This window comes from Acinetobacter sp. Leaf130 (genome assembly GCF_001423205.1).
Classification (GTDB): domain Bacteria; phylum Pseudomonadota; class Gammaproteobacteria; order Pseudomonadales; family Moraxellaceae; genus Acinetobacter; species Acinetobacter calcoaceticus.
In genome coordinates this window covers 1-25,382 of sequence record NZ_LMOE01000008.1, presented here as the reverse complement: position 1 = coordinate 25,382, position 25,382 = coordinate 1, and the positions used below count along the sequence as shown (strand labels likewise).

At 37.4% G+C, this 25,382-nt stretch carries 23 protein-coding genes and 1 pseudogene; 3 read left to right on the top strand and 21 right to left on the bottom strand.

Going from position 1 to position 25,382, the window contains the following annotated elements; genetic code table 11:
* Positions 1–91: 91 nt before the first annotated feature.
* Entirely contained in the window at positions 92–913 is an 822-nt protein-coding gene (locus ASF86_RS16120; protein WP_056483651.1) for a Cof-type HAD-IIB family hydrolase, read from the bottom strand.
* A gap of 356 nt (positions 914–1,269) precedes the next feature.
* The gene (gene rpe, locus ASF86_RS16115) at positions 1,270–1,956 is read right to left on the bottom strand and encodes a ribulose-phosphate 3-epimerase (protein ID WP_003655878.1); all 687 of its coding nucleotides are present in this window, start codon (positions 1,954–1,956) and stop codon (positions 1,270–1,272) included.
* Positions 1,957–2,140: 184 nt separating this feature from the next.
* On the opposite strand from rpe, the gene ASF86_RS16110 reads away from it, so the two are divergent.
* On the top strand, positions 2,141–2,413 hold the full coding sequence (locus ASF86_RS16110; protein WP_000843452.1) for a DUF2218 domain-containing protein: 273 nt from the start codon (positions 2,141–2,143) through the stop codon (positions 2,411–2,413).
* On the opposite strand, the gene fghA is transcribed toward ASF86_RS16110, so the two are convergent.
* The 6 genes from fghA to ASF86_RS16080 all read right to left on the bottom strand — a co-directional run bounded on the left by fghA (position 2,414) and on the right by ASF86_RS16080 (position 7,596).
* On the bottom strand, positions 2,414–3,259 hold the full coding sequence (gene fghA / locus ASF86_RS16105; protein ID WP_056483648.1) for an S-formylglutathione hydrolase: 846 nt from the start codon (positions 3,257–3,259) through the stop codon (positions 2,414–2,416). It abuts the gene before it with no gap.
* Entirely contained in the window at positions 3,228–4,679 is a 1,452-nt protein-coding gene (locus ASF86_RS16100; protein WP_056483645.1) for a C13 family peptidase, read from the bottom strand. Before ASF86_RS16100 ends, fghA begins: the two co-directional genes overlap by 32 nt.
* Before the next feature lie 136 nt (positions 4,680–4,815).
* Positions 4,816–5,607, bottom strand: coding sequence for a class I SAM-dependent methyltransferase (locus ASF86_RS16095; protein ID WP_056483642.1), 792 nt, complete (start codon positions 5,605–5,607; stop codon positions 4,816–4,818).
* An 11-nt stretch (positions 5,608–5,618) separates the two neighbouring features.
* Positions 5,619–6,284, bottom strand: a complete 666-nt coding sequence (tsaB, locus tag ASF86_RS16090; RefSeq protein WP_056483639.1) for a tRNA (adenosine(37)-N6)-threonylcarbamoyltransferase complex dimerization subunit type 1 TsaB — start codon at positions 6,282–6,284, stop codon at positions 5,619–5,621.
* Positions 6,285–6,419: 135 nt separating this feature from the next.
* Positions 6,420–6,947 carry a gamma carbonic anhydrase family protein gene (locus tag ASF86_RS16085; protein WP_081407745.1) on the bottom strand — a complete coding sequence of 176 codons (528 nt, stop codon included), beginning with the start codon at positions 6,945–6,947 and terminating at the stop codon, positions 6,420–6,422.
* A gap of 19 nt (positions 6,948–6,966) precedes the next feature.
* Complete coding sequence (locus ASF86_RS16080; RefSeq protein WP_171252350.1) at positions 6,967–7,596, bottom strand: CoA pyrophosphatase; 630 nt, start codon at positions 7,594–7,596, stop codon at positions 6,967–6,969.
* Between the two features lie 114 nt (positions 7,597–7,710).
* Here ASF86_RS16080 and ASF86_RS16075 point away from each other — a divergent pair, with 114 nt between their 5' ends.
* Positions 7,711–8,259 carry an NUDIX hydrolase gene (locus tag ASF86_RS16075; RefSeq protein ID WP_056483630.1) on the top strand — a complete coding sequence of 183 codons (549 nt, stop codon included), beginning with the start codon at positions 7,711–7,713 and terminating at the stop codon, positions 8,257–8,259.
* Positions 8,260–8,313: 54 nt separating this feature from the next.
* Here ASF86_RS16075 and ASF86_RS16070 read toward each other — a convergent pair whose 3' ends face one another.
* From ASF86_RS16070 to ASF86_RS16045, 6 genes and pseudogenes are all read right to left on the bottom strand, one after another.
* Positions 8,314–10,263 (bottom strand): hypothetical protein, encoded by a 1,950-nt coding sequence (locus ASF86_RS16070; protein ID WP_056483627.1) that lies wholly within the window; start codon positions 10,261–10,263, stop codon positions 8,314–8,316.
* Positions 10,264–10,281: 18 nt separating this feature from the next.
* Positions 10,282–11,600, bottom strand: a pseudogene (filE, locus tag ASF86_RS16065) (putative pilus assembly protein FilE).
* Positions 11,594–13,258, bottom strand: coding sequence for an OmpP1/FadL family transporter (locus ASF86_RS16060; protein ID WP_056483624.1), 1,665 nt, complete (start codon positions 13,256–13,258; stop codon positions 11,594–11,596). Before ASF86_RS16060 ends, filE begins: the two are co-directional and overlap by 7 nt.
* An 18-nt stretch (positions 13,259–13,276) precedes the next feature.
* Entirely contained in the window at positions 13,277–14,443 is a 1,167-nt protein-coding gene (locus ASF86_RS16055) for a hypothetical protein (RefSeq protein WP_155860177.1), read from the bottom strand.
* Between the two features lie 44 nt (positions 14,444–14,487).
* Positions 14,488–15,321 (bottom strand): C39 family peptidase, encoded by an 834-nt coding sequence (locus ASF86_RS16050; RefSeq protein WP_056483618.1) that lies wholly within the window; start codon positions 15,319–15,321, stop codon positions 14,488–14,490.
* Between the two features lie 307 nt (positions 15,322–15,628).
* On the bottom strand, positions 15,629–16,504 hold the full coding sequence (locus ASF86_RS16045) for a DUF6160 family protein (RefSeq protein WP_056483616.1): 876 nt from the start codon (positions 16,502–16,504) through the stop codon (positions 15,629–15,631).
* A gap of 355 nt (positions 16,505–16,859) precedes the next feature.
* On the opposite strand from ASF86_RS16045, the gene ASF86_RS16040 reads away from it, so the two are divergent.
* Entirely contained in the window at positions 16,860–18,218 is a 1,359-nt protein-coding gene (locus ASF86_RS16040; protein WP_056483613.1) for an anthranilate synthase component I family protein, read from the top strand.
* 3 nt (positions 18,219–18,221) lie between these two features.
* On the opposite strand, the gene hisC is transcribed toward ASF86_RS16040, so the two are convergent.
* The 7 genes from hisC to ASF86_RS16005 form a co-directional block, all read right to left on the bottom strand.
* A complete protein-coding gene (hisC, locus tag ASF86_RS16035) occupies positions 18,222–19,307 on the bottom strand; it encodes a histidinol-phosphate transaminase (RefSeq protein ID WP_056483610.1) in 1,086 nt (361 codons plus the stop codon).
* Between the two features lie 72 nt (positions 19,308–19,379).
* Positions 19,380–20,669, bottom strand: a complete 1,290-nt coding sequence (hisD, locus tag ASF86_RS16030; protein ID WP_056483607.1) for a histidinol dehydrogenase — start codon at positions 20,667–20,669, stop codon at positions 19,380–19,382.
* Between the two features lie 106 nt (positions 20,670–20,775).
* Complete coding sequence (hisG, locus tag ASF86_RS16025) at positions 20,776–21,459, bottom strand: ATP phosphoribosyltransferase (protein WP_005043031.1); 684 nt, start codon at positions 21,457–21,459, stop codon at positions 20,776–20,778.
* On the bottom strand, positions 21,459–22,715 hold the full coding sequence (gene murA / locus ASF86_RS16020) for a UDP-N-acetylglucosamine 1-carboxyvinyltransferase (RefSeq protein ID WP_005049013.1): 1,257 nt from the start codon (positions 22,713–22,715) through the stop codon (positions 21,459–21,461). Before murA ends, hisG begins: the two co-directional genes overlap by 1 nt.
* A gap of 6 nt (positions 22,716–22,721) precedes the next feature.
* On the bottom strand, positions 22,722–22,973 hold the full coding sequence (gene ibaG, locus ASF86_RS16015) for a BolA family iron metabolism protein IbaG (protein WP_004794487.1): 252 nt from the start codon (positions 22,971–22,973) through the stop codon (positions 22,722–22,724).
* A gap of 138 nt (positions 22,974–23,111) precedes the next feature.
* Positions 23,112–23,450, bottom strand: a complete 339-nt coding sequence (gene hpf / locus ASF86_RS16010) for a ribosome hibernation-promoting factor, HPF/YfiA family (RefSeq protein ID WP_004641296.1) — start codon at positions 23,448–23,450, stop codon at positions 23,112–23,114.
* A 168-nt stretch (positions 23,451–23,618) separates the two neighbouring features.
* A complete protein-coding gene (locus tag ASF86_RS16005) occupies positions 23,619–25,067 on the bottom strand; it encodes an RNA polymerase factor sigma-54 (protein WP_056483604.1) in 1,449 nt (482 codons plus the stop codon).
* Positions 25,068–25,382 lie beyond the last annotated feature (315 nt).

The following is a 25,382-nucleotide window of genomic DNA, read 5'->3' as shown; positions in this document are numbered from 1 at the left end:
CCTAGAGCAAACGGATAATCTTAATAGTACTAGCATAACCAAGTTTCTACTGATATACAATTTTCAACTCTAGGCAATTGATCTTCATCAATTAAGAAAATGGAGCTTCATGCTTAAGCATTAAATCGATCACTTGCAATGCACCCTCATGCTCATTACTCGCAGCCGCATAAGGCGCTACTGCTTTTAAAGCTTCTACTGCATTTTCAACCGCAAACCCATAACCCACTGCTTTAATCATTTGTATGTCATTATTATTGTCGCCAATCGCAACGACTTGATCAGGTTCAACCTTCCATTTTTCTAATAAAAGCTTCAAACCATGTGCTTTATGCTGGTCAGGAAGAATAAGATCGATAAAGTCAAAACCACTTGAAACGGGAACTAATAATTGATCTGCAACAAAACTTTGCTGCTGAAGATCTTGAAAAATAGCAAAACTTTCGTTTTTCTGAGCAATAAAAGTGATTTTGCACACTAAATCTTTTAATGCATAAAAATCCTCTACAACTATTAGCTTTTCAAAGTATCGAGCGACCTTAGCATAGTCATCGGCCTGCATAGACTTGTGTACATAAGCGCTCTGCTTTCCGCAGATCACCATTTTAGATGTATAGGTTGAATCAATTGCTTTTAATGTCTCAATAAATTGTTGCTGACTTAAATGAGCAAAAGCTATTTCTTGCCCTGCATCTACAACATGTGCACCATTTTCTGCAATAAAAGCAATTTCATGACTAATTTCTGGAAAGTAGGTAACAAGCTTTGCAAGTTGGTTACCACTGGCAACCACAAAATGAATATTATTTTGTTTGAGTTGTTCGTACTGTTTTAAAAAACGTGCTTTGTTGTACTGCTTCTTAGAATTAAGAAAAGTCCCATCCATATCTACCGCTAAAATTTTTATCGTCATTAATTATCTAGATCTCTTACTAAAAACTTATTAAACCAAATTTAGCTTTATTTTTCATGACACTTTTACAGTTTTACATCCATATATTTCTTAAAAGGCGTCCACACAATATTATCGTTTTTTGCACTGGTTATTTTTTAGTAAAGCTTAATAAAAAATCAGGTAATAAAATATCCAACTCGCATAAAAAAAGAACGCCAAAACGTTCTTTTTTCATACATTCAGCCTAGAGAATAAGCAGTTGATCTAATTTTGTTTATTTTACCAACATCTTATCCATATGGTTATCAACACAGTTATCCATACAGTTATAAACAAAGTTATCCACAAGCCTACCCTTGATTAAGCATACTTTTTTAAGCGTCAACACTACCTACTTTCGCAAGCTCTGCACGCATTTGATCAATTACAACTTTATAATCTGGTTGACCAAAAATGGCTGAACCAGCAACAAACATATCTGCACCAGCTTCTGCAATTTCACGAATATTTGCAGGGCCAACACCACCGTCTACCTCTAAACGAATATCACGACCACTCGCATCAATAATTTTACGAGCTTCACGCAATTTTTCTAAGGTCATTGGAATGAACTTTTGCCCACCAAAGCCAGGGTTCACACTCATGATTAAAATTTGGTCAACTTTATCAAGTACATAATCTAAATAGTGTAATGGCGTTGCAGGGTTAAATACTAAACCGGCTTTTGCACCACCTGATTTAATCAGCTGTAATGAACGGTCAATGTGATGAGAGGCTTCTGGGTGAAACGTAATAATATCAGCACCAGCTTCCAGAAAATCTCCAATAATGCGGTCAACCGGAGACACCATTAAATGCACATCAACAGGTGCTTTAATTCCATAATTTTTTAAAGCCTTACAAATGCCAGCACCAAAAGTTAAATTTGGAACATAGTGGTTATCCATTACATCAAAATGCACTACATCTGCACCTGCGGCTAACACTTTGTCTACATCTTCGCCTAAACGAGCAAAATCGGCAGATAAAATAGAAGGAGCAATCAAATAAGGCTTGGACATAAGTGGATGACCTGGCTAAGAGTTTAAGGAGAGGCTTAAAATTATAACAAAAAACCGCCTACTTGGCCTGCTCTTCCTTGCTCAAATCGCAACATTTCAAACTTGCAACGTAACGTTGCAACATTAGAATGCTAAGCGCTAAATGAATTTGTTAAGGTACATTAAAGTAATGTGAGGATTGATAATGAAAAGCACAACTCATCTATTAACAAACGATGGCAAACGTATTGCAAAACGTCTAGTTAATCATTGGAAACACAAATTTGAAGTACAAGAGACTGAACAAGATTTCAAAATTTTAATGCCTACAGCAACCATTACGCTTGCACCAGAAACAGAGCAGCTAAACGTTGCTATTGATAGTCAGCTAGATGACCATGACCACTTAGAAAAAGTCGTGCTTGATCATCTAAACCGCATGGCTCAACAAGAATTTCAGGTGGAATGGCAACATTAATTAGCCATTTACCTTTTCTAACTGGATTGCATGAAACTGTAAATGCTCATCCATAAAGGTTTGAATAAAGTAATAGCCATGATCATAGCCAGCATGTTGTCTTAAAGTTAAAGGTTGTCCTGCTTTTAAACATGCTTGCTTAAATTTTTCAGGGTGAAGCTGTTCATAAAATTGGTCATCCAATCCCTGATCAACCAAAATTTCGTCAAATACTGCACCATTTTTCAAGACTAAAGCTGTGGCATCATGAGCAAGCCAGCTTTCGCGATCTGCACCTAAATAATGACTAAAGGCTTTGTCTCCCCATGCACATTCAGTTGGTGCACAGATCGGTGCAAAAGCAGATACAGACTTGAACTTCTCAGGATATTTAAAAGCCAAAGTTAATGCGCCGTGGCCACCCATTGAGTGCCCAAAGATACCAACTTGTTGAGCGTTTACAGGAAAGCTTTTCAAAATGAGTGGATATAACTCATCAATCAAATAGCTTTCCATTTGATAATGCTCAGACCAAGGTGTTTGCGTTGCATTAATATAGAAACCCGCGCCTTGACCTAAATCCCAATTATCCCCTGCTGCAACCTGCTCTCCACGAGGAGAAGTGTCCGGTGTAATCAGTATTAGGCTTAATTGTGCCGCCATATGTTGTGCGTGCGCTTTTATGGCAAAGGTTTCTTCAGTACAAGTTAAACCTGCTAAATAAAACAAGGTTGAACAGGGTTTACCTTCTAAAACTGCTGGTGGCAAATACACACCAAACTTAGCTGGCCCTTTTAATAACTGAGATTCAAATTGGTAAACACGTTGCTCACCTTCAAAGCAGCGGTTTTTTTGCAGGAGTTGCATCGTTTTTGGCCTCTGTTTTTGTTTGAGCAATATCTACACTACCAGTATTTTGCTGAGGAAATAGATACTTTTCCAATTGAGGTAGCATAAGTTCCATATTTTTACCAATCATCCACTGAGGCTCTGAAGGTTCTACACCTTGAGCCACTTCCCATTTGGTTACCGTTTGCTTAGCTGTACTAAACGAATCTTTCATCGAAGATTGCTCTCGCATAGCCAAATCAAAGAAAGCTCGACCAAAATAGGTATAGTCCGCTTCGTTATTACATCCAAACGAAGTTTTATCAGCAGCAGAGGCAGTAATAATTAAAGTATCAGGAGACTGTAAAGCAGGAATAAAGCTTCCTGAATAACAGGCAGAGATGACAATCACACGCCAGCGAATGCCGGATTTATCAAGTGTTTCACGCAACCATTTAGGGTCTACTTGCCCTAGATCTAATGGTGCATTTTCAATTTCAAAGTGATTCTGTTCACCATGTGAAGTCATATATAGAAATAGCACATCACTATCACGGTTCATTTGTTGCCCCATACGGCGTAGGGCTAACTCTATACTGGTTTTAGAGGCAATTGGAATTTCTGTGCGCGTATCTGGATTATTGACCAACATCATCGAACGCCCAATCGTTCCGAAACGTGTATCAAACTGTTCTTTAATACGGACTACTTCCGATTTAAAAACATCTTGGTAGCTATCACCTGCCACGCCTAAAAAATACCAATGACTTTTTGCCTGCTCACCATATTGGACTTGCTCTAACGAGTCATTCAGTAGCTTACTTTGTGCATAAAAAGCATCTTCAGCAAATGTTGGAGCTGAATCTTCGACCTTCCAAATCGGTTGATCTTTTACAGAAAGTTGCCACACCACCATCGTCGCAATAGTCGCAACCATGACGAGTGCACGTTCCCACCAAGGCCACTTGAGCTCGCGTGAGAAAACCCAAATCACCGCTAAACTTTGCCATACGAACAAAGCCACAAATAGGCTTGGTAAAATTCCGTTATAAATAGCATCTGGAATAAAGTTGAGATAACCGTTAGAACCTAAATACTGAATTAAACATTGAATTAATAAGATATTTGTATCTAGAACCAACCAAAGTAAAGCTGGTACTAGCATTAAGCGAGGTTGGTTAGTGCGCTGTGATAAAAATATACCGACAATTAAAGCAATAAACGGCCAAAGTGCGTAACCAATTAAACCTTGTGAATTGAAATCACCGATTTGACCAGCCACAAGCCAGCTATAAAGAGAGTTAGTACATCCCCCTAAAATTCCCCAGACAATGAGCTGAAGAATTGATGGATGTACAATTTGTAAAGAACGTCTTGATCCCAAAAACAGCCACATTCCGGCAATTTGGTTGCTTTTAAAATCATGCCAAAAGTTAATGGAGGGTTTAAGATCAATCATAGAAGGTTTTCAAAAATTTCGTTTTTGTCAGGCATATTAAGTGTATGCCTGCTAAGAATTTTAGCAATCATGCTTTTGAACTATATCACATATATTTGTGCATTATTCAAGCAATAAAACCTAACCTTACATAAGCCTACTGAAAATACGCATCAAAACGACAAGCATCTCCTTGCCATTGATGAGCTGGCTCCTGATTTGCCAAGAAAATAGCATGGCGTGGCCGTTTAACCACTACACGTTTAGCAACTTTCTGTGCCAAAACCAGCAAATTATCCCCCAAATCCATCTCACCATCTTCGGGTAAAAGTAGATGTAAAAGCTGCATCTGTTTTTTAACTTGGGCTTGCTTTTTGATGGCTTGATGATTCTGGTCACGCTGCGGAAACATCGGGTCTAGATAAACCACATCAACCATTTGGGCTGTTTGCTGCAACTGTTGTAAATAACTTGCAGAGTCAGCAAAGATCAGTTGAATCCGATTCATAAACTGGCTTAAAAAGCTGTCTTGTTCAGCTTGTACTTTTGCATCTTCAAGTAAGGTAAATAAAATCGGATGGCGCTCAACCAATTGTATTTGTGCGCCAAGATAAGCCATGAGCAAACTATCGTGTCCTAAACCAGCCGTAGCATCAATTAAGATAGGTTTTTCACCTAACTGACAAGCCCGAGCAATCATTTCTGATTTAAGACTTGCACGTTTTAAACGGGAAATTTCGGCTTTCCAGTCGGGCTGCATTTTCATGCCATTTGCAGATAACCATAGCCCGTTTTCATCTACACAAAGTGCCAACTCAGGATTTAAACGCAAAAAACGTGAATTAAGCTTTTCAACTGGCTGCAAATCGACAGTCACACCTCTAGAACAAAGCGCAGCTTGGTAGTGCTGTGCTTGCTCTTGAAAATCTACTTCAAAATATATGTGCATGAGTAGTGCCTTTATTTTGCTTTACCCTGATCTGCTATTTTTTTCCATGCATCATCACGTAAATAAACTGGCAAAGCATGTTCAGCATCAACCCACTGCTTTTGCGCTGCATAAACACGTGCAATAGAAGCAATGTCTTGTGCAGTTGCAGTGATTGTTTGATGTTGTGCATCAGCTTGAAGGAGCTTCGCACCCGAACCAATTAAGCAATGCTTTGCATAAGCAGCCGCTTGCTCATAGCCCATTAATTTTTCTTCATCAATACATTGCATAATTCCATGCTCATCTAGAACAAAACTTGCAATATAAACTTCATTCATACGAGCATCGAGAACCGCAGTCACCTGTTCTAAACCTTCAAGTCGGTATGCGGCTTGTGCTAAAGCTTGCAGACTCGAAACGGGAATAACGGGTAAATCTTGTGACCATGCCAAAGCCTGAGTCACAGCTGCATTAATTCGGACACCACTAAAAGAACCCGGCCCACGGCTAAAGGCAATTGCATCCAGACCAGCAACCTCAAGACCTGTTTGTTGTAGCCCCTGCTCAATCATCGGCAAAATGGTCTGGGTTTGTGCTTTCGCCCGCGTATCGAGTTGAAAAAACAGTTCTTGGGTTTCATCGACTAATGAGATAGAACACTGCTCATTTGCAGTTTCCAACGCCAGCAATTTCATGCACAACCTTAGTATTAAATCAGATTAAAAACGAGGGTTATGATACCCCACTCGGCTCTGATAGGCGAGTCGTTCTCTGTCTAAATAAAAATGCCAAGATTTAACTTGGCATAAAAATATTTTGCTAAAAAAGAGTTAAAAGTGAAATTCTTTTAAATCACTATAACTTTTAAAATGTTCAGCATAATGCAATGCACTCAACCGTATTTTTGCAGCACCGTCTTCATCTAAAGTCTTAACAATTTTGCCGGGCGATCCCATCACCACTGAATTATCTGGAATGACTTTCCCTTCAGGAATTAAGGCATTGGCTCCGATAATACAATTTTTGCCAATCACAGCTCGATTTAAAATTACGGCGTTCATGCCAATCAAACTATTATCACCAATCGTACAACCATGCAGCATAACTTTATGTCCGACCGTGACATATTCACCAATATTTAGCTCAAGTCCAGCATCGGTATGTAAAACTGAATTTTCTTGAATATTAGAGAAATCACCAATTCGAACTACACAGTTATCAGCACGAACTACTGCACCAAACCAGATGCTGACTTGACGGCCCAACTCTACTTGTCCAATCAACGTTGCTGTGGGAGCAACCCAACCATCCCATGGTTCATGTAAGGCTTTTGGGTGCTGTCCTTGATAGCTATACATCATAATTTATCAATCCTGATCATTTATTCTTATGAGAAAATTTTGGCATACCAAATGTTGGTGAGTTGAGTAAAAATGGCCACTCTTTCTGATAACCCAATCCATATTTAAACAGAGCAACTAACATACGAGCAGTTAAACCCCAAATAATTTCATTATCAATCTGTAAACTTGGAAAATATAAAGACTGATGGGCATATCGAACTTCATAGGGTGTTGGACGCGTCTCAATAAGTTGCTGTAACGGGACAAAGAAAATTCGATCAATTTCGGTAGGCTGAGGTATTAAAGTCACCTCTGGAGGAATAAGCCCAACGATAGGTTTTACAGACAACCCGCTTCGTGCACGTTGCATCGGCAAATCACCTAACAACTGTACATCAAAAGGATTTAAAGCTGTCTCTTCCTGAGCTTCTCTTAACGCTACAACAATATTACTGGTATCACTAGGATCACGCTTTCCACCCGGAAAAGAAACCTCCCCCGCATGGTTGTTCATATGTATTGAACGGCGTGTAAGCAATACCTTAGGATCATTTTCATTTGTAATAGCAATCAGTACTGCTGCTTGTGCTTCTTGTATGCGGGTGGAAAAGCGCAATCTTTGCTGTAACTTTTGTGTTAGCAAGTGCTCTTCCATACCATTCACCTATTATTCTGTCTCTCTTTGCATCATATCTGAAAAATAAACTTAAGACATAGAGTTGATGCGTAAGTCTAAAAATTCAGTTATGCTGAGTCATCTCTATACTCGATGATAATTATGAGTTTCTGTGTAGCGTGTGGGCATAAAACCGAACAAAAAATTCCTTTAGGTGATCATAAAGTACGCCGTGTTTGTACTCATTGTAGCAATATCCATTATGAAAACCCCAAAGTAATCTGCGGTGCCTTAGCGTTATGGGAAGACAAAGTATTACTCTGTCGTCGTGCTATCGAACCTCGTTATGGTTTATGGACTTTACCCGCTGGTTATATGGAATTGTTCGAGACCATGGAACAAGGAGCAGCACGCGAAACTCGTGAAGAAGCAGAAGCCGAGATAGAAATAGAACAACTGTATTGTATGTACAATATTCCGCGTATTGGTCAAATTTATGTACTTTTCAAAGCACAGCTGAAAGATGGAATTTTTGGTGCAGGTGAAGAAAGTATTGAGAGTCGTCTGTTTGAAGAGCATGAAATTCCATGGGGAGAGCTAGCCTTCCCTAGCGTCGAACATACATTAAGACATTATTTTGAAGACCGTAAAAAACAAGTTTTTCCAACGCATCTTGAAACTTTGGGTACTCGTTTAGACCATACTGGTTAATCAATTAGATAATAAAAAAGACCGCTATGCGGTCTTTTTTATTTGTTTAATATTTTAAGATTTAGTTTTAATCTGATAGCAATCAGCTGTTCTAAGTGTCACAGTTCCTGCCTGACGCTGACCTAGAGCTTTTTCAGCTTCAGTCGGAGCAGGCGAAATATTTTTAATATTATTATATACCTGTTGATATAACGCATAGAGATTAACCCATGGAACTGTTTCATTAGCATAGGTTGTAAGGTTTGCACCACTACTTTGCCCTTGCAATAGGTTAGCAACATTAATTTTTGCACCGCTTACAACTAATGTTTTCATGTCATCTTCAGAAGTACTTTGAACTACATTTGAATTTAAACCAAAGACAATACCATTTAAATTTCCTAATTCAGGTGCACCCAAAATCATTCTTACTGTAATTGACTTATCAGTGGCTGCTGATTCCGTTCCTCCAGTTGTACCAATGCGGTATTGTTGAACGCCATTGTTATCAATTAAATTCGTATTTGAAACCACTCCACACTGACCAGACATATCTGTTGAAGTAGCATTAGGTTTAATATCGGTTCGAATATCTCCATGTTCATCAACTACAATACCCAGATCAATAGGTGCAATTCCTGCGGTATCAAATTTAAAGTTTAGAGTCGCATATAATGGAAAAATATAAGTTTGACCAGATTTGACGTTATTAGCAGTTTTAAAGATCTGACTGGATAAATAACTTGCTGGTGCCACTTTAGTAATATCCATAGAACCAATATAATTTTGGTTATCAGCGCTCTGTTTCCATAATGCATATTGCTGAGGATTAGGAATTTTCGTATTCGTCAAAGCTAAATATGAACTATCACGTCCTGCGATAAATGAATCATTTAATAATTTACCCTGATAAATCACTAAGTCTTCATTAATATTACTAGAGATTTTTAAGCGAAATGGTTTTGTTGATTTAATCTCTGTTTGAACTGGATCAAGCCAGCTAGTTTGCGCACTTGCAATCATTTGAGTTGGTTTTGATTTGGTCAAAATATTAAATACTTTACTAATCGCTGTTCCAGTCGCAATCGTACTAGTTCCTTTCCACTGCAAACCATAACCAAATGTATATCCCTGACGATCAGATAATAAGAACAAATTACCTAACACATGTTGGGTATTAACCCCATTTTTTGGACAATCCGCCAAATTCGTTAGATTACATCCATAAAAATTTTCAGCTACTAAAGAAGGTTGATTCGATCCTAAAACAGGTTTAACCAAAGTAAGATAATCTGATTGATATAGTCCTACTAAACTTAAGTTTGCTAATTGTATTACTAGTTCAAAAGCTTGTTCATCTGATATCTGACTTACATCTAACCAAGGTTTCAAAATATTGGCATAAGCACCATTTTTCCATTCTGTAGCGGTAATATTTTGAACTAAAATATTTAGAGTATTTTTCTTGTCATCGGTAAATCGTGTTGGCTGCAAATCGCCAACAACATTCTCACCACGCTCTAAGCCAATGCTTTGAAAGAGTTTTACCAATGCCATTGCAACACGAACTGTAGGATCATCTTGGCTAAGTGATGTTGGAGTTTGTCCAGTTAATCCGATAGCCATATCCATAACTTTTAAACGTGGTGGAACAGTCATCTGAATTTTTGAAACAGTGTCCAGCTTGACGGAGCCTAGTTCAATTTTTCTTGTATTTTTAGCATCTTGCAAATAAAAATTAGCAGTATCTCCAACTTTACAAGATCCAATAACACTATTACCTGAAGCCTTAGTAACAAAGCTTAGATTGGCCGCACTACTACATGTAAAATTGATACCAGCAATTGGGTAATCTAAAGAAAATTGTAGACAATCACTGCTTGTTACCGAACAACTTCCATTAGCGGTAGCTCCTCCTGATCCATTTGTAGGATTCTCATTTATTGTGGAACTACCACCACCACATCCATTTAGCATAATCGCTAATGTGGTTAATGCAAAAGGCCATAAAACTTTTTTATTCATTAGATACCCTACTTATTTTTAACGTAATACGGAAATTTGAATTTGTCCCTGATTAGATAACTCGGTTTCTGCAACATCTACGGCAGAGGATAAAGGTGTCATCATCATGTAATGTGCTGATGGTGGTACTTTTAAAACGCCTTGAATTGATGCATGTTGTAACATGGTAGAAGGATAAGATTTACTCTTAAATCCACTTACTCCCTCTAAAATACAACCTTTGTCATCTAAAAAAACAGCTAAAGGCCAATAATATAAAGGTTTCTCATTACTAGCAGCGAACGACATAATTTTTAAATGTTGGATTGAGGGATCAAGCTTTATCAACTCATACTCAAACTTTTCTTTCAATGGTTTTCTTGGCCATACATTTACTTCCTTATTTATACTAAGCGTCCTAATTGACTTGTTATAACCCTTAATAAAACATTGATCTTGTTCAAAAGCTGCTACTAACTCTTTCGAAGATAAACGCATATATGTTGGTGCTAATACAACTGTAGACTCTTTATCTTGAGTATGGCGATTAAAAAGCTGATCTAACGTTGATCGGCTTACGCCTTTCTTCCGCTCTACTGATTCGGTTCTTCCTAAGCCATCTGGCACGAGATAAAAACGTTTTTTTCCTTCAAGATTAAACTCTTGATCTTCAAGATATTCATTATTTACATATTCCACACCATCGATAGTAGTAAATTTAGACTTATCTTGAGTAGCAGTTGGCGCTGGGGAAGCTTGCGAAGTACTTTTTATCGGTGGTGGAATTAAAAGCAACTTTTTTTGCCACTCATCATTATTAGATGCCGTCTGAACTTTTACATTTTCACTAGTTTTAGTTTTTTCAATAGGTGTTTTTAATTCACGACTTTCTGCTAAAACAGAGTGAGTATCCTTCTGAGTTTTTTGTGGTGCAGTTGGTGCAGTTGGTGCAGTKCAGTTGGTGCAGTTGGTGCAGTTGGTGCAGTTGGTGCAGTTGGTGCAGTTGGTGCAGTTGGTGCAGTTGGTGCAGTTGGTGCAGTTGGTGCAGTATTTAATTTCTTTTCTGCTTGTTGTTCTAATTTTTTCGGTAAATCTTTAATTTGCTCTTTTTCTTTATAATTTTTTTGAGCAGGAAGAATTACTGTCTTATCTGGTGCATTTTGAGGTTGTATTTTTATTTGAGGGATAGACTGTTTTTTTTGATCCAATTTTTTACTCGGTACAATCATAGGACGACCATCAGGACCAATAATCGTATAAAAACCGTCTGCATAAGATATAGAAACATTTGCTATTGCAATACATAAAATTGAAATAGCAAATTTAGGTCGAAACATCCATTTATATTGTCTTACCATTTTGTTCTGTAACTCAAACCAAGCACTGTAATTTTAGTATTTGTTTTTACATCCAAACCAGCATAAGGATTTAATAAAATATTATCGACACCACATTTATTCGATAAAGTACTCGTACATGCTGGAATATTATCTCGACTACGTAAGAAACCAACTGAAAGATCTAGGTCAGTATCTGTATCAAAACGATACCCCAATCCTAAACCGAACAATTGCGCATTGTTAATTGGAACCATAGTATTACGTTTGTCATTAGGAATAGCGCTAGCGCGGGGCTCATAACCTGCTCGTAATTTCAAACGATCCGTTGCCGAATACTCTAAGCCAATTCCCCAACTCCATGGTGAAGTAAACTTTAATGGCAATGCTAAAGAGTTATCGGTCACATCATTAGATAATAGTTTTGCAACTTTAAGTAATGAAATCTGGCGATCAAACTCAAATTTAAATTTATCCCATGCTGAATAATCGGTCCATCCAACATCAAAGTTTACTTGTAAATCTGGAAAAATCTTATATTTAATACCTGCCTGAAAATGTGCGGGATATTCTAAATCCATCGCTACTAAACCCGATTCAATATCTGGCACATAGCCAGGCAAGCCTAGAATTCGCGCTAAAATTTGTCCGGTCGCAGATGAGTTCAGCCCGCGTATCAATTCTTGAGGCGCTTTAGCATTATCAATCATGTATTTGCCTTTCATACGCATCTTGGCTGAACTTTGGTAGACCATACCCAAGCCAAAATCATCTGTCGGCTCCCACAGCAAGCCCAAGTTATAACTTGGGCTTAAAGACTGCTCCATGGAAACTTGTAAGGCTCCCATTTTATTAAATGGATTCATGCCTTCTTGAGCATTACACATCCCGAATAATAATAGACTAGTAATCATGTCATTATTGTTCTTAAATGGCGCGCAAACCACTTCATCAACCATGCGTAAGACACCAATCATCTCATTCGGAAAACGAAGATCTGTCTTTAATGCTAGTGCGTTATATGACATACCAATTGAAGCACCAATTGATAAATGGTCATTCACTTGATAACCAAAAGATGGGGATAAATATGTGATTCGCTCTACAGCGACTTGTTGCCCCATATAGTTACCAGCATTACCATTTTCTGCACCAAAACCTGCTACCAATGGTGCATATATTGCTGTTGCATAGGTTACTTTCGAACCCGGAGGCTTATAGGCAATTCCTGCTGTAGGAGCAACGAGTGGATAACCAGCTCCTAAATCAACCATTTTTTTAAGAATAGGCACATATAAGCTGGCATATTCTACATCGCCACGTACAGGCCCTTTAAAGTCTGTACAAATATTAGCAGTAACTTCCGGACCATCATTACAAACCAGAGGATCATCCGAATAACCAAAAACGTTGTACCCAGGAGGAGCCGAGAACTCACGCTGGATATCAAAATTTGCAAGAATACCTTGTACATCGGTTTGCAGGCCATCAATCTTAGCTAATGCTGCTGGGTTAAAATGAACTGCACTAATCCCTGGCGGATCTGCCGTTACAGCATTCCCCATCGATAGTGAACGAATATCAACAGCTAGGTTTTGTCCTAATTGAGCATTGGCAAAGCTAGAAACACCAGAGATCACAATTGCCGCCGTTAGAGGACATAATTTAGGATATTTCACCTGCCTATCTCCTTATTTTTATTTTTTGCGCAAACCTAAAATATCTAGCGGGAACGATAAACCAAGTGAAACATCTGGTGCATCTTCTGTTAAACCAAAACCAACTGTACCGTTAACAATCGTATCAGGTGAAACACGTACCCCTAAAGCAAAAGCCATCACCGCACTACTCTGATCTGGCGACTGATATGATTCACCATTTTCAAATTGAAACTCAGAATTTAAGTTAAAACTTTGCTGATATGACATGGTTAATGACACGTCATAGTTAAATGAATAGGCGAAACCGAAAGAGAACCCGCCACTAATTCCAGGATCAAATGACTCTAAAACACGACCACCACCACGTACCTGATTTAAACCAGTCTCTTTAAAACCATAATTGGCAGAGGCAGATGCAAATAAAACAACTGGATCGATGTACTTACGAGTACTCGCTCCTACTCCTACAGAGTAATAGCCTTTACCAGTTGAAAGCTCATTTTGAGCAACTTCATATGGGCTATCCCCAGTTTTAGTAGATACGTTACCAAATAAGACTAAAGGTAAGCGCCCTTGTTTAAGTGGAAAAGGTTCCCAACGCGCCCCTAAAGAAATATCACCCAATCCTGCAGTAGTTGAATCACTAGCAATATCAGATTTAGCAACTAAAGGTACTGTTGCTGAAAGTGTTAAATTATCTAAAACACCATATTGTGCTGTAAAACTGTTAGTCAATGTATGTTGAGCATCTTCCCTAATACTTAAACGACTAATACTAGAGTTATCATCAGCTAGTGCTAAATCCAAAATACTATCGCGGTAATAGGTGTAATCTAGATCATAATATGTAGAAATTTCCCCTCTTTTAATTAACGAATATTGTCGTTCATTCGAGGTAAATACTTCTTGTAAGTTGGTCTCTTGACTCGCATCACCTTCTTTTTTCTGTAAAGCGGTAGCAGCTTGATTAGCTCCAGTATTTGCTATTACAGGATCACTAGTTACCACATCTGTAGATGAAATTGCACTTCCATCTTGAACTGAATCTGTTGCTGGCGTTACTTCTGATGCCGTATTCGGTTCAGAAACAACTACAGTATTTTGAACTTCCGTTTGTGCAACTTGATCCTTTGCATAGATTGTTCCTGTAATGGCACTCATACTTAAGGCCAATACGCTCATCTTCATCCATCGATTATTCATATTCCTTCCACCCAATTTATTTATTTTACTAAATCAAAAATTCATTACTTACGTTTGTAATAAAGACGCATAAAAGTTTCTATCGGCTGATTATGATTTGAAGAATGGCTGTCATTATCCAAAACCCGTCGCATTGTTGAGGCCTTATTTGCTAAACGGTCATAATTAAATGTCGGATATTGCACATCAACAAAGGCATAACGGTTAACTGTTGCATCTTCCACATGACGCATATCCGCATCTTTCAATGCCAATAAGTCTTTACGTTGCGATTCAGGAACAGAAATAACAAACAAAGTATTATTATCCCAAATCTCTTTAAAACGATTTTCGTCAAAACTGATATTCCCTAATGCAGGGTCAGCAACATAGACTCGTCCATCTTTATAAGCTTTATATACGACAAAATGTTTAAATCCAGCATATGAAATGGGAACAATTGCAGGCTGACCTAATCTAACTAAATCAGAGAACTCCCCTCGGTAACCACCACTATCTAAACCAATAGCAGTCACAAAACGCTTCATATCAAGTAGTGAGAAGCTACGGCGTTCAATAATCCGTTGATATTCACCATACTGAAGCAAGCCGCTCATCGTTTGTTGTTCAGTCAAGCTAGTGCCCACATAGCCATTTAATAAAGTGGTAAGTGCAGCCGAACCACAGCTATAATCATATGCTTGTCGAACAATACCGCGAAATTGATCCTCTATCGCAGGTCTAATCGTAACGGGTTCAATATGATTTCGGCGAAAAGATAAATTACGTGAATCGGCAGTCTCTGTGTAATAAACAGTTCCCGGCGGCTTTTTTTCTATTTCGAAGGCTTCTGTCGCAAAGTAATACATCAATGCTGAGCCTAAAACTATCTCTAACATAAGCACTTGGTCTAAATGGTGGCCTAACTGGCCTTATTCATTTTATTCTTAGAGCAATAGCTCTACATCCCTGTGACTCGAAGATACCTTGTTTTTTTGTAAAAAACAGCTTTTTTTTAATCTTTTTGATGAATGCATAGTTCTACTCTAACTAAACTGTTAATTGGCTCTCATTCTTAACTATGAGCACTTCTAATATATTTAATATACATATAGTAATTTTATTAATTCTTAAGAAAAATTTAATTAAAACCTCAATTAAAAAAGCGCGTACTAAACGCGCTTTTTTAATTTTGAACTTTCTAAATTAGTGACCAGAAATTGTAATTGTAGAAGTACCTACATTAATACCTTGGATTTCAACATCGCCTATTGAAGCAGCAGTATTAGAACCTAAACGAATACCCTGTGCATATACGTTCATGCCTTGGGTACTATTATTTTGAATTTTCAACCCAGTAGGTACAACAGAAATATCTGCATTCACATCTAAGTTACCAGTTGTATTACCAGCACCACGGACCATTACTTTGTCTAGAACAATTTTACCACCGCCAGCAGCATCGTTAATACCCAAGTTAGATAGTGTCAAACCACCTTGTAAGCTTGAATTTACCTTAATCATTGCACCTTGTGGAGTAGCACCTAACTGAACATTCGCTGAAATTGCACCTAAAGATAAATCTAACCCAGTGAGAATTTCAGTTGGAGCAGCTTCAGTAATACCACGTACAGCAGTTGTTTCATTTAAAGTACCAGAACTACCAACACCAATAGAGCCAACTTTTATATTAACTGCACCTACATTTGCAGCAACGTTTAAAAACGCGCCATTTCCACCAGATGCTCCAACGCTATCAATTTTAAGATCTAATAGATTCTTTGTCGTATCTACCTGCGTAAGAGTGATCGCTTTACCACCAGTTGCCGTTGTACCTGTGATTGTAATTGCACCCGCAGTTGCTGCAGCACCTGTAATACCTGTAGTTGGGTCTAAACCATCGTTATCGTGAATATATAATTTATCGATAGAAATACCACCAGCACCTAAAGCAATACCGATATTAATACCATCCTGACCTGTAGCAGCGCTCAGTGCAGCATCATCCATTGACTGCATTGCCATTGCATTTGCACTGATAGCTAAAGAAGAAACTAAAGCAAGTTTAGTGAACATTTTCATTGAGCACTCTCCCAAGAGCATTTATTTTTTGACTTTAACCACTCTCATTGTCTCAAGTTGCATTTTTCTTTATATAGCAACCGAAACTTCCAATCCTTGAGTAGTTTTGCTTAGCAATTACTAAATTACATCTACGTTACTTTTTGTTCAACTAGTGTTGTGCATTTTTTGCCAACTACCCGACAAACGGTACACTCAATTTATTCTACTTTTAATTTCTAAATATCCCCCAATCCCACACTAAAATTCGACTATTTTATCAGCAAAAAACACCTCCCCTATAAGTCTTCTCCCTGACGATCCACAAGTTGTAGTAAACTAATATTCCCCTCATTAACTATTCTCTTATTCAAAAATGTCTCAGTTAAAGAAAAAAATCTCATTAAATGGTAAAAATGCTGCCGAGATTTTAAAAAATTTACAAGGATTAACTGGGCTCATTTATTTAAATGACAATAACAATCCTATTATTGGCTTTCTTCCTCAACAATACATTCTTATTCAAAATAAAAATGATTTAGTTTTTCAGCGTCAAAATTTTAATGAATATAAAAATATCTCAAAATCGAATCAGTTATTAGATTTTATTCAACTTAAAGAAAATAATTTAAAAGAAAATAAAGATAATAAATCGATAATAAGTTTTAACGGTGGCTATATTGGTTTTATTAGTTATGATTTTGCAGCACATCAATTTATTAACGGTCAGAATCATATACAGCCATCTTTATTCTTAGGCCAATATCGTTCTTTTTTAAAATATATAGATAATGAATGGTATTTTTTTAGCGATGAAGAAAATGCTCTTGATCTCTTCACATATATTGAAAAAGAATTAGAGACTCCTATTGTCAATAATTCTAAAAATACATTTAAATTAAAGAATGCGATTCAGCCAAGATGGTCTAAAGAACAATATTTTGAGGCCTTTTATAAAATACAAGAATATATTAAAGCGGGTGATTGTTATCAAATTAATTTAACTCAAGAATTTAAAGCTAATTTTATAGGGTCGTTGTTAAATAAAGCAGAAGATTTATGGAATCTTACTAATGCACCATATGCAGGTTATTTAAAATTAGATCAATTTGAGTTATTAAGTTGTTCCCCTGAGCTTTTCATTGAATTCAATCAAAATAAACAAATTAAGACCAGACCGATTAAGGGAACTATGCCTCGATATGAGAATATTGAAAGAGATTTTATTTCTAAACAAACTTTAAAAAACTCGCAAAAAGATCAGGCAGAGAATGTCATGATTGTTGATTTATTACGTAATGATTTGAGCATTTATGCCAATACAGGGTCGGTAAAAACAACACAATTATTCGAAATCGAGAGTTTTAATCAAGTCCATCATATGGTCAGTGAGATTGTTGCGACTCTTAAAAATGATATCAACCCTATGCAAATGTTGCTCTCTGCTTTACCGGGAGGATCAATTACAGGGGCACCAAAAATTCGGGCAATGCAAATTATTGAAGAATTAGAAGAAGAAGCAAGAGGTGCATATTGCGGGACATTAGGTTACTTCAATTTTGATGGAACGGGTCGCTGGAATATTCTTATCCGCAGCTTTCAACAATATCAAAATCAGCTCTCTTTATGGGCCGGCGGTGGTATTACGATTGCCTCAAATGCAGAAGCAGAATATCAAGAAAGCCTTGATAAAATCTCTGCTATGCTGAACTTGATGAACAGCACAGCAGATTAAAACTTAAAGAATATCTTGTTTTAACGTTTGCACTAAACGCATGTTCTGCTCATCAGTACCCACTGTAATACGCAAAAATTGATTAATACGAGGCTTATTGAAATAACGCACAATAATACCTTGTTCACGTAATTGCTTTGCAAGTTTGCCTGCATCATGGACTGAGTGTGAAGCAAAAATAAAGTTCGCTTTAGAAGGTAAAACTTTAAAGCCCAAAGCAGTTAAGTCATCTACTAGCTTTTCACGACTAGAAATAACTCTCTGAAGTTGTTCTTCAAAATAAGCCTGATCTTCAAAAGAAGCTACCGCGGCTGCAATTGCAAAACGGTCAATAGGATATGAGTTAAAACTATTTTTGACAGCTTCAAGCGCTGCAATTAAATGTGGCTGAGCGATTGCAAAACCAACGCGCAAACCAGCTAATGAACGAGACTTCGAAGTTGTTTGACAAACAACCAAATTCTCATAACGATTTACAAGACCAACTGCGGATTCTGCCCCAAAATCAACATAAGCCTCATCGATCACCACTACCCGATCTGGATTTGCTTTTAAGATTTGCTCAATATCTGGCAAAGCCATTGCAATACTGGTTGGTGCATTAGGGTTTGTAATAACAATCCCACCATTTGGTTGTATATAGTCCTTAGCTTCTATCTCGAAATTCTCATTAAGTGGAATTTCTTTAGTTTTTGTTCCAAAGAACTGACTATAAACTGGATAAAAACTATAAGTAATATCCGGATAAAGAATAGGTTCGTCTTGAAGGAAAAATGCTTTAAAAATATGAGCAAGTACTTCGTCTGAGCCATTCCCCACAAAAACTTGAGATACCTCAATATTCTGTTGTTTAGCAATTGCTTGCTTTAAAGCTGTAGCATCTGGGTCTGGATATAAACGCAATGCATCAGCTTGCTGAGTTAAAACAGCTTGAACTGCTTCAACTACTCTTGGTGATGGCGGATATGGATTTTCATTCGTATTAAGTTTCAATAAATTCTGAATTTTAGGCTGTTCACCAGGAACATAAGGCTCTAATTCACGAACTTCTGGACTCCAAAAGCGCATTTGTGCTGTAGATAAAGTCATGGTCTTATCTCAAAAAAGGGCTGAAAATCAGCCCTGAGTAATAATTAAAAAAAAACTACAAGGTTTATAAGCTTATTGATAACGATAGCGTGCTGAGCGTGCATGAGCATCTAAGTTCTCTTGGACAGCTAATATGTCGGCTGTTTTAGCTAAGGTTTTAACCCCATCTTTCGAACACATAATCAAGCTCGAACGTTTTTGGAAATCATAAACGCCTAAAGGAGAAGAAAAACGAGCAGTTCCAGATGTCGGTAATACATGGTTTGGACCCGCACAATAGTCACCGATTGCTTCAGGTGTATAACGTCCCATGAAAATTGCTCCAGCATGACGAATATCTTCGCTCATCGCTTCGGCATCATCTAAGCACAGCTCCAAATGCTCTGGTGCAACCTGATTAATCAACTCAATTGCTTCTGCACGGTCTTTGACTAATACCAAAGCACCACGGTTTTCAATTGAAGTTCGTGCAATATCTGCCTTTGGCAATTCATTTAAATGCTTTTCGATTGCCAACTCTACTGCATTAAGCAAAGCTTCATCTGGAGTTATAAAAATAGCTTGAGCCACTGTGTCATGTTCAGCTTGTGATAAAACATCCATCGCTAACCAATCTGCATTATTCTCACCTTCTGCATATACTAAAATTTCAGAAGGTCCAGCAATCATATCGATGCCGACTTGACCAAATACAGCACGTTTAGCAGCTGCTACAAAACGATTCCCCGGACCAGTAATTTTATCTACAGGTGGAATGGTCTGTGTACCATAAGCCAAAGCTGCTACAGCCTGTGCCCCACCAATGGTAAATACCCGGCTAACTCCCGCAAGATAAGCTGCGGCAAGAACCAATGGATTTAACTCACCATTTGGTGCAGGAACAACCATAATAATTTCAGGTACACCCGCAACATGAGCAGGTACAGCATTCATTAGAACTGAAGATGGATAAGAGGCTAAACCACCTGGCACATAAATACCAACACGGTCTAAAGGCGTCACTTTTTGCCCTAATGTATTGCCCAAGTCATCTATATAAGTCCAGCTATCTTGTTTCTGAGCTTCATGAAATATACGAATACGCTTTGCGGCTAACTCTAAAGCATCACGAATTTCTGGGCTTAAATTATCAAAAGCAGTTTTAAGTTGTTCTTGAGATAATTCTAAATCTGAAAATTGATGCGCAGGATGTCGATCGAACTGTTGAGTAAGCTTTAAAACATGATCATCACCATGCTGACGAACATCAGCAATAATTTGATCTACTGTTTGCACTAAATTAAGATCATTCACGGTTTCAAATGCTAAAAGCTTAGCAAAAACCTGTTTGAAGTTCTGATCTTGAGTCGATAAACGTCGCATCAATTTACCCACAAGGCGAAAAAGAAAAAGTAAGTTTACTCTTTTTCTAAGCGCTTGTGGGCATCATCTGGCTTAACTATCGCAAAAGCATGATGGGAAATTGCTTTTAACGTGATTGAACAGCTTGCTCAAGCTGTGAAATGATTGGATTTAACAAAGTTTGTTTACGTTTAAAACTGGCTTTATTTACAATTAACCGAGAAGATACTTTGCAAATCTCCTCTAATGGCTCAAGACCATTTGCTCTTAAAGTATTACCAGTATCAACCACATCTACAATGTAATCACCTAAACCAACCAAAGGTGCCAGCTCCATAGAACCATAGAGCTTAATAACATCAACCTGCTCACCTAAGCTTGCGTAATACTGACGTGTAAGATTGACATATTTCGTGGCAATTTTTAGACGACCCTTTGGATGCTCCATGCCTACTTTGCCAGCAGTCATTAACTTACATTTAGCAATTTTCAGGTCAAGCAACTCATATACATGCTGAGCACCATGCTCCATCAATACATCTTTACCTGCTACACCTATATCTGCTGCACCATTTTCTACATAGGTCGGTACATCAGACGCACGTAAAATCAAAATACGTACTTGTTTATGCGTAGTAGGGAAAATGAGCTTACGAGACTTTTCCGGATCTTCGAGCAAATTAATACCCGCTGTAGCCAATAAAGGCAACGTCTCTTTTAAGATACGCCCTTTACTTAATGCCAAGGTCAAACCATGATCAAAATTACCCATCACATCAAAATTAGGATCATCGTTTCTTACATCATTCATTAACTTACTCGCTTAATTTTGGCACCTAAACCTTGAAGCTTCTCTTCGACATGTTCATAACCACGGTCAATATGGTAGATACGATCAATTAAGGTATCACCCTCTGCAACTAAAGCAGCCAGAACTAAAGAGAATGAAGCACGTAAATCTGTTGCCATAACAGGTGCCGCCTGTAAGGTTTCAACTCCGGTTACAACAGCATCGTGACCTTCCACCTGAATATTAGCGCCCATTCGTGACAATTCAGGAACATGCATAAAACGATTTTCAAAAATCGTTTCAGAGATTGTTGCGAATCCACGACCAATAACATTTACAGCCATCAGTTGTGCTTGCATATCGGTTGGAAACTCTGGATGTGGCAAAGTTCTAAAACTTACAGCTTTAGGACGTTTACCCAACATATCAAGTTCAATCCAGTCATCACCACGAGTGACTTCAGCACCCATTTCTTCAAACTTATCTAAAACAGACTCAAGCAATGCTGGATCTGTATGAGTTGTTTTTATACGTCCACCCGTAATTGCAGCAGCTGCTAAATACGAACCTGTTTCAATACGATCAGCAACAACAGCATATTCACAGCCATGCAAACTTTCTACGCCAGTTACAATAAGAGTATCTGTATCAAGACCTTCAATCTTGGCGCCCATTTTAATTAACATTTGAGCAAGGTCAGTGATTTCAGGTTCACGTGCTGCATTACGAATAGTCGTAACACCTTCTGCCAATGCTGCTGCCATTAAGATGTTTTCGGTACCGCCAACAGTAACCATATCAAAAACAACTTCACCACCTTTTAAGCGACCATCAACTGAAGCATGGACATAACCATTTTCAACTTCAATATGCGCACCTAAAGCTTCTAAAGCTTTTAAATGTTGGTCCACAGGTCTTGAACCAATCGCACAACCACCTGGTAAAGAAACTTTAGCATTACCATAACGTGCTAATAATGGTCCTAAAACCAAAATTGAGGCACGCATTGTTTTTACTAGTTCGTAAGGTGCAAACTGATTATCTAAAGTAGAGGTATCTGCTTTTACTGTGTCATTTTCATAGCCAATCGTTACCCCTAATCCACCAATTAGCTTTACCAACGTATTAACATCTTTAAGATTTGGAACATTGGTTATTGTAATTGGAGAGTCTGCAAGAATAGTTGCAGCAAGTAAGGGTAAAGCCGCATTTTTAGCACCAGAAATGCGCACTTCACCTTCGAGCTTAACACCACCCGTAATTAAAAATTTATCCATTAATATTTAAGCTCCGAAAAGGCTTGCTTTACGCCATTCATCTTTGGTCATTGCACGAATTGTTACCGCGTGAACTTCCCCACTTGCAATATAAGTATTTAATGGTGCATAAACTAACTGTTGACGAGCCACTGTACGCTTACCTTCAAATTGATCATCCACTATACGGAGGTCAAATTTTCCAGCCTGTCCGCTCACCGCCACTTCCGCTACAGGGAAAGCTTCTTTTAAAATTTGAGTGAGCTGTTCACTATTCATTGCAAAGACCTCTGACACAACCTAAGGGGTAAAACGGAGTATTTTACTATAACTTTTTCCAAGAATTCAGTACGTGTTTATATTTTATCAATAAAAAAGAGGCTATCTTTCAAGCCTCTCTTAACTTCAAAAAACTTATTAAACAGAAACAGTAACTTGCGAATAAGTACATTGCATTTTTCGATATCTTAATAATTGTCTTTTTAATTTTTCAGTCAATTTTTTAATTGAAGTATACATATCATCAGCAGTTGCCTGAGCAAACAACTCAATCCCCGGCAATCTTACAATAGCCTCTGCAACATGATTTGAACTGCCCTTATGAGAGCGCTTATCAATTTGATGATCTTTTGTTAATTTAATCTGCATACTGTTCACCTGATCTAGGTGTTTCGTTAATTGATTAAATTTTGATTTAATATTTTCTTCTATAGCTGGTGTAATTGCTAAATGATGACCACGAATCGTTATTTGCATAATTCTATCCCTCACCTTTTTTAGGTTATCTAAAGAAGAACTAAAACGATTTAATGTTATCAAAAAGATAAATTGGGGCAATTAAACCATTTTAGCTACTCCTCTTGGTGAAAATGAAATTTCATTATTTCGTCATAATGAATCTCTAGAATAGCCATACTTCAAAATTTAGATCAAGACTTTTCTTTCAGACGATGAAGGAATATGTAACGATTCTCGATATTTTGCGACGGTACGTCGCGCCACTTCAATTCCCTCATCTTTTAATAATGTAGCAATTACATTATCTGACAAAGGTTTACATGGATTTTCACTTGCTACAAGTTTTTTAATCATGGCACGAATTGCAGTAGAAGAAGCCTCACCTCCCGCAGTAGTGCCTACATGACTAGAGAAAAAATATTTCAACTCAAAAAGGCCGCGTGGAGTAAGCATATACTTATTTGTTGTTACACGAGAAACTGTAGATTCATGCAATTCTACCTCTTCAGCAACATCTCGGAGAACCAGCGGTTTCATTGCTTCAGCACCTATCTCCAAAAAAGCTTTTTGATGCTCAACAATACAAGATGCTACTTTTAATAGCGTCTTATGTCTCTCATCAATGCTTTTAATAAAGTTTTTTGCCTCAAGCATCTGATTACGTAAATATAAATTGTCTTCACTTTGATCTGCTCTACGAATCATACTAGAGTAAAAACTATTAATTCTTAATTTAGGCAGCACATCTGGATTTAGTTGAACCTGCCAGTGTAAATCTTTTTTAGAAACCACCACATCTGGAATTTGATAGTCTGATTCTTCTTTATCAAAGTCCATACCAGGATAGGGTTTTAATGTTTTTAAAAGATTGATTGCAAACTTCAATTGATCTTTCGTTAGACCTGTCTGCTTGAGTAATTTATTTAGATCATTTGCTATTAAAAGTTCATAATATTGCAATAGGCTTTTTGCCTCGTTTAAATATTCAACGTCTTTCGATAAAAATTCGAGCTGTATCTTTAAACATTCAGCTAAATTACGTGAACCAATTCCTAATGGATCAAGTCTTTGAATATGTTTTAAAACAACTAAAACTTCATCTTCCTCTATCTCTTCATCGATATCCATTTCATTCAATAATTGCTGTGATGCTAAAATGATTTCCTCCAACTCAGCATCCAAGAACCCTTTATCATCTAATGCATCAACAACACAGTAAGCAATTAATTGATCTATTTTAGAAAAGTGCAGAAGATTAACTTGTTCTAGAATATGTTCTTTTAAAGATAATTGAACTTGGCGATTATCCTCTCGCTCTTCAAATTCTGGAGTAGCCAAAGCCGTCGATTGATGAGTATAAATATCATCCCATTCAGTATCGACTGGTAAATCATCAGGCAAATGGTTTGCATTTAGTTCAGTTGTTAAGTCATCTGAGTCTTTACTTTCTAATGTAGACAAACTTTCTGTTAATGACTCTTCTTCTATTTTTTCAAGTAAAGGATTACTATCTAATTGAATCTGAATTTCTTGTTCAAGCTCTAAACTAGAGAGTTGTAACAAACGAATCGCCTGCTGCAATTGAGGTGTTAACGATAGAGAATTCGCAACTTTCAACCCAACAGATAATTTCATATATTTTAGATTCCATAAAACAAGCAAAAATCATGCCTATTCAATATTTATAACATATAGTTTCTATTTATCATACATATCAGTTTGAAATTTTCAGAAGAAAAATAGATTTTTTATTAAAAAATATTGCTACAGAATAACCTTATCTATTGATTAGATATTTTTGTTAATTAATTGCTACTTACGCAGGCTCAATATTTTTATCATTTAATTCAAACATAAAAAAACACCCTCAACTGTAAAGTTGAGGGTGTTTAGAATAATGAGCTGGCGATGACTTACTCTCACATGGGAAACCCCACACTACCATCAGCG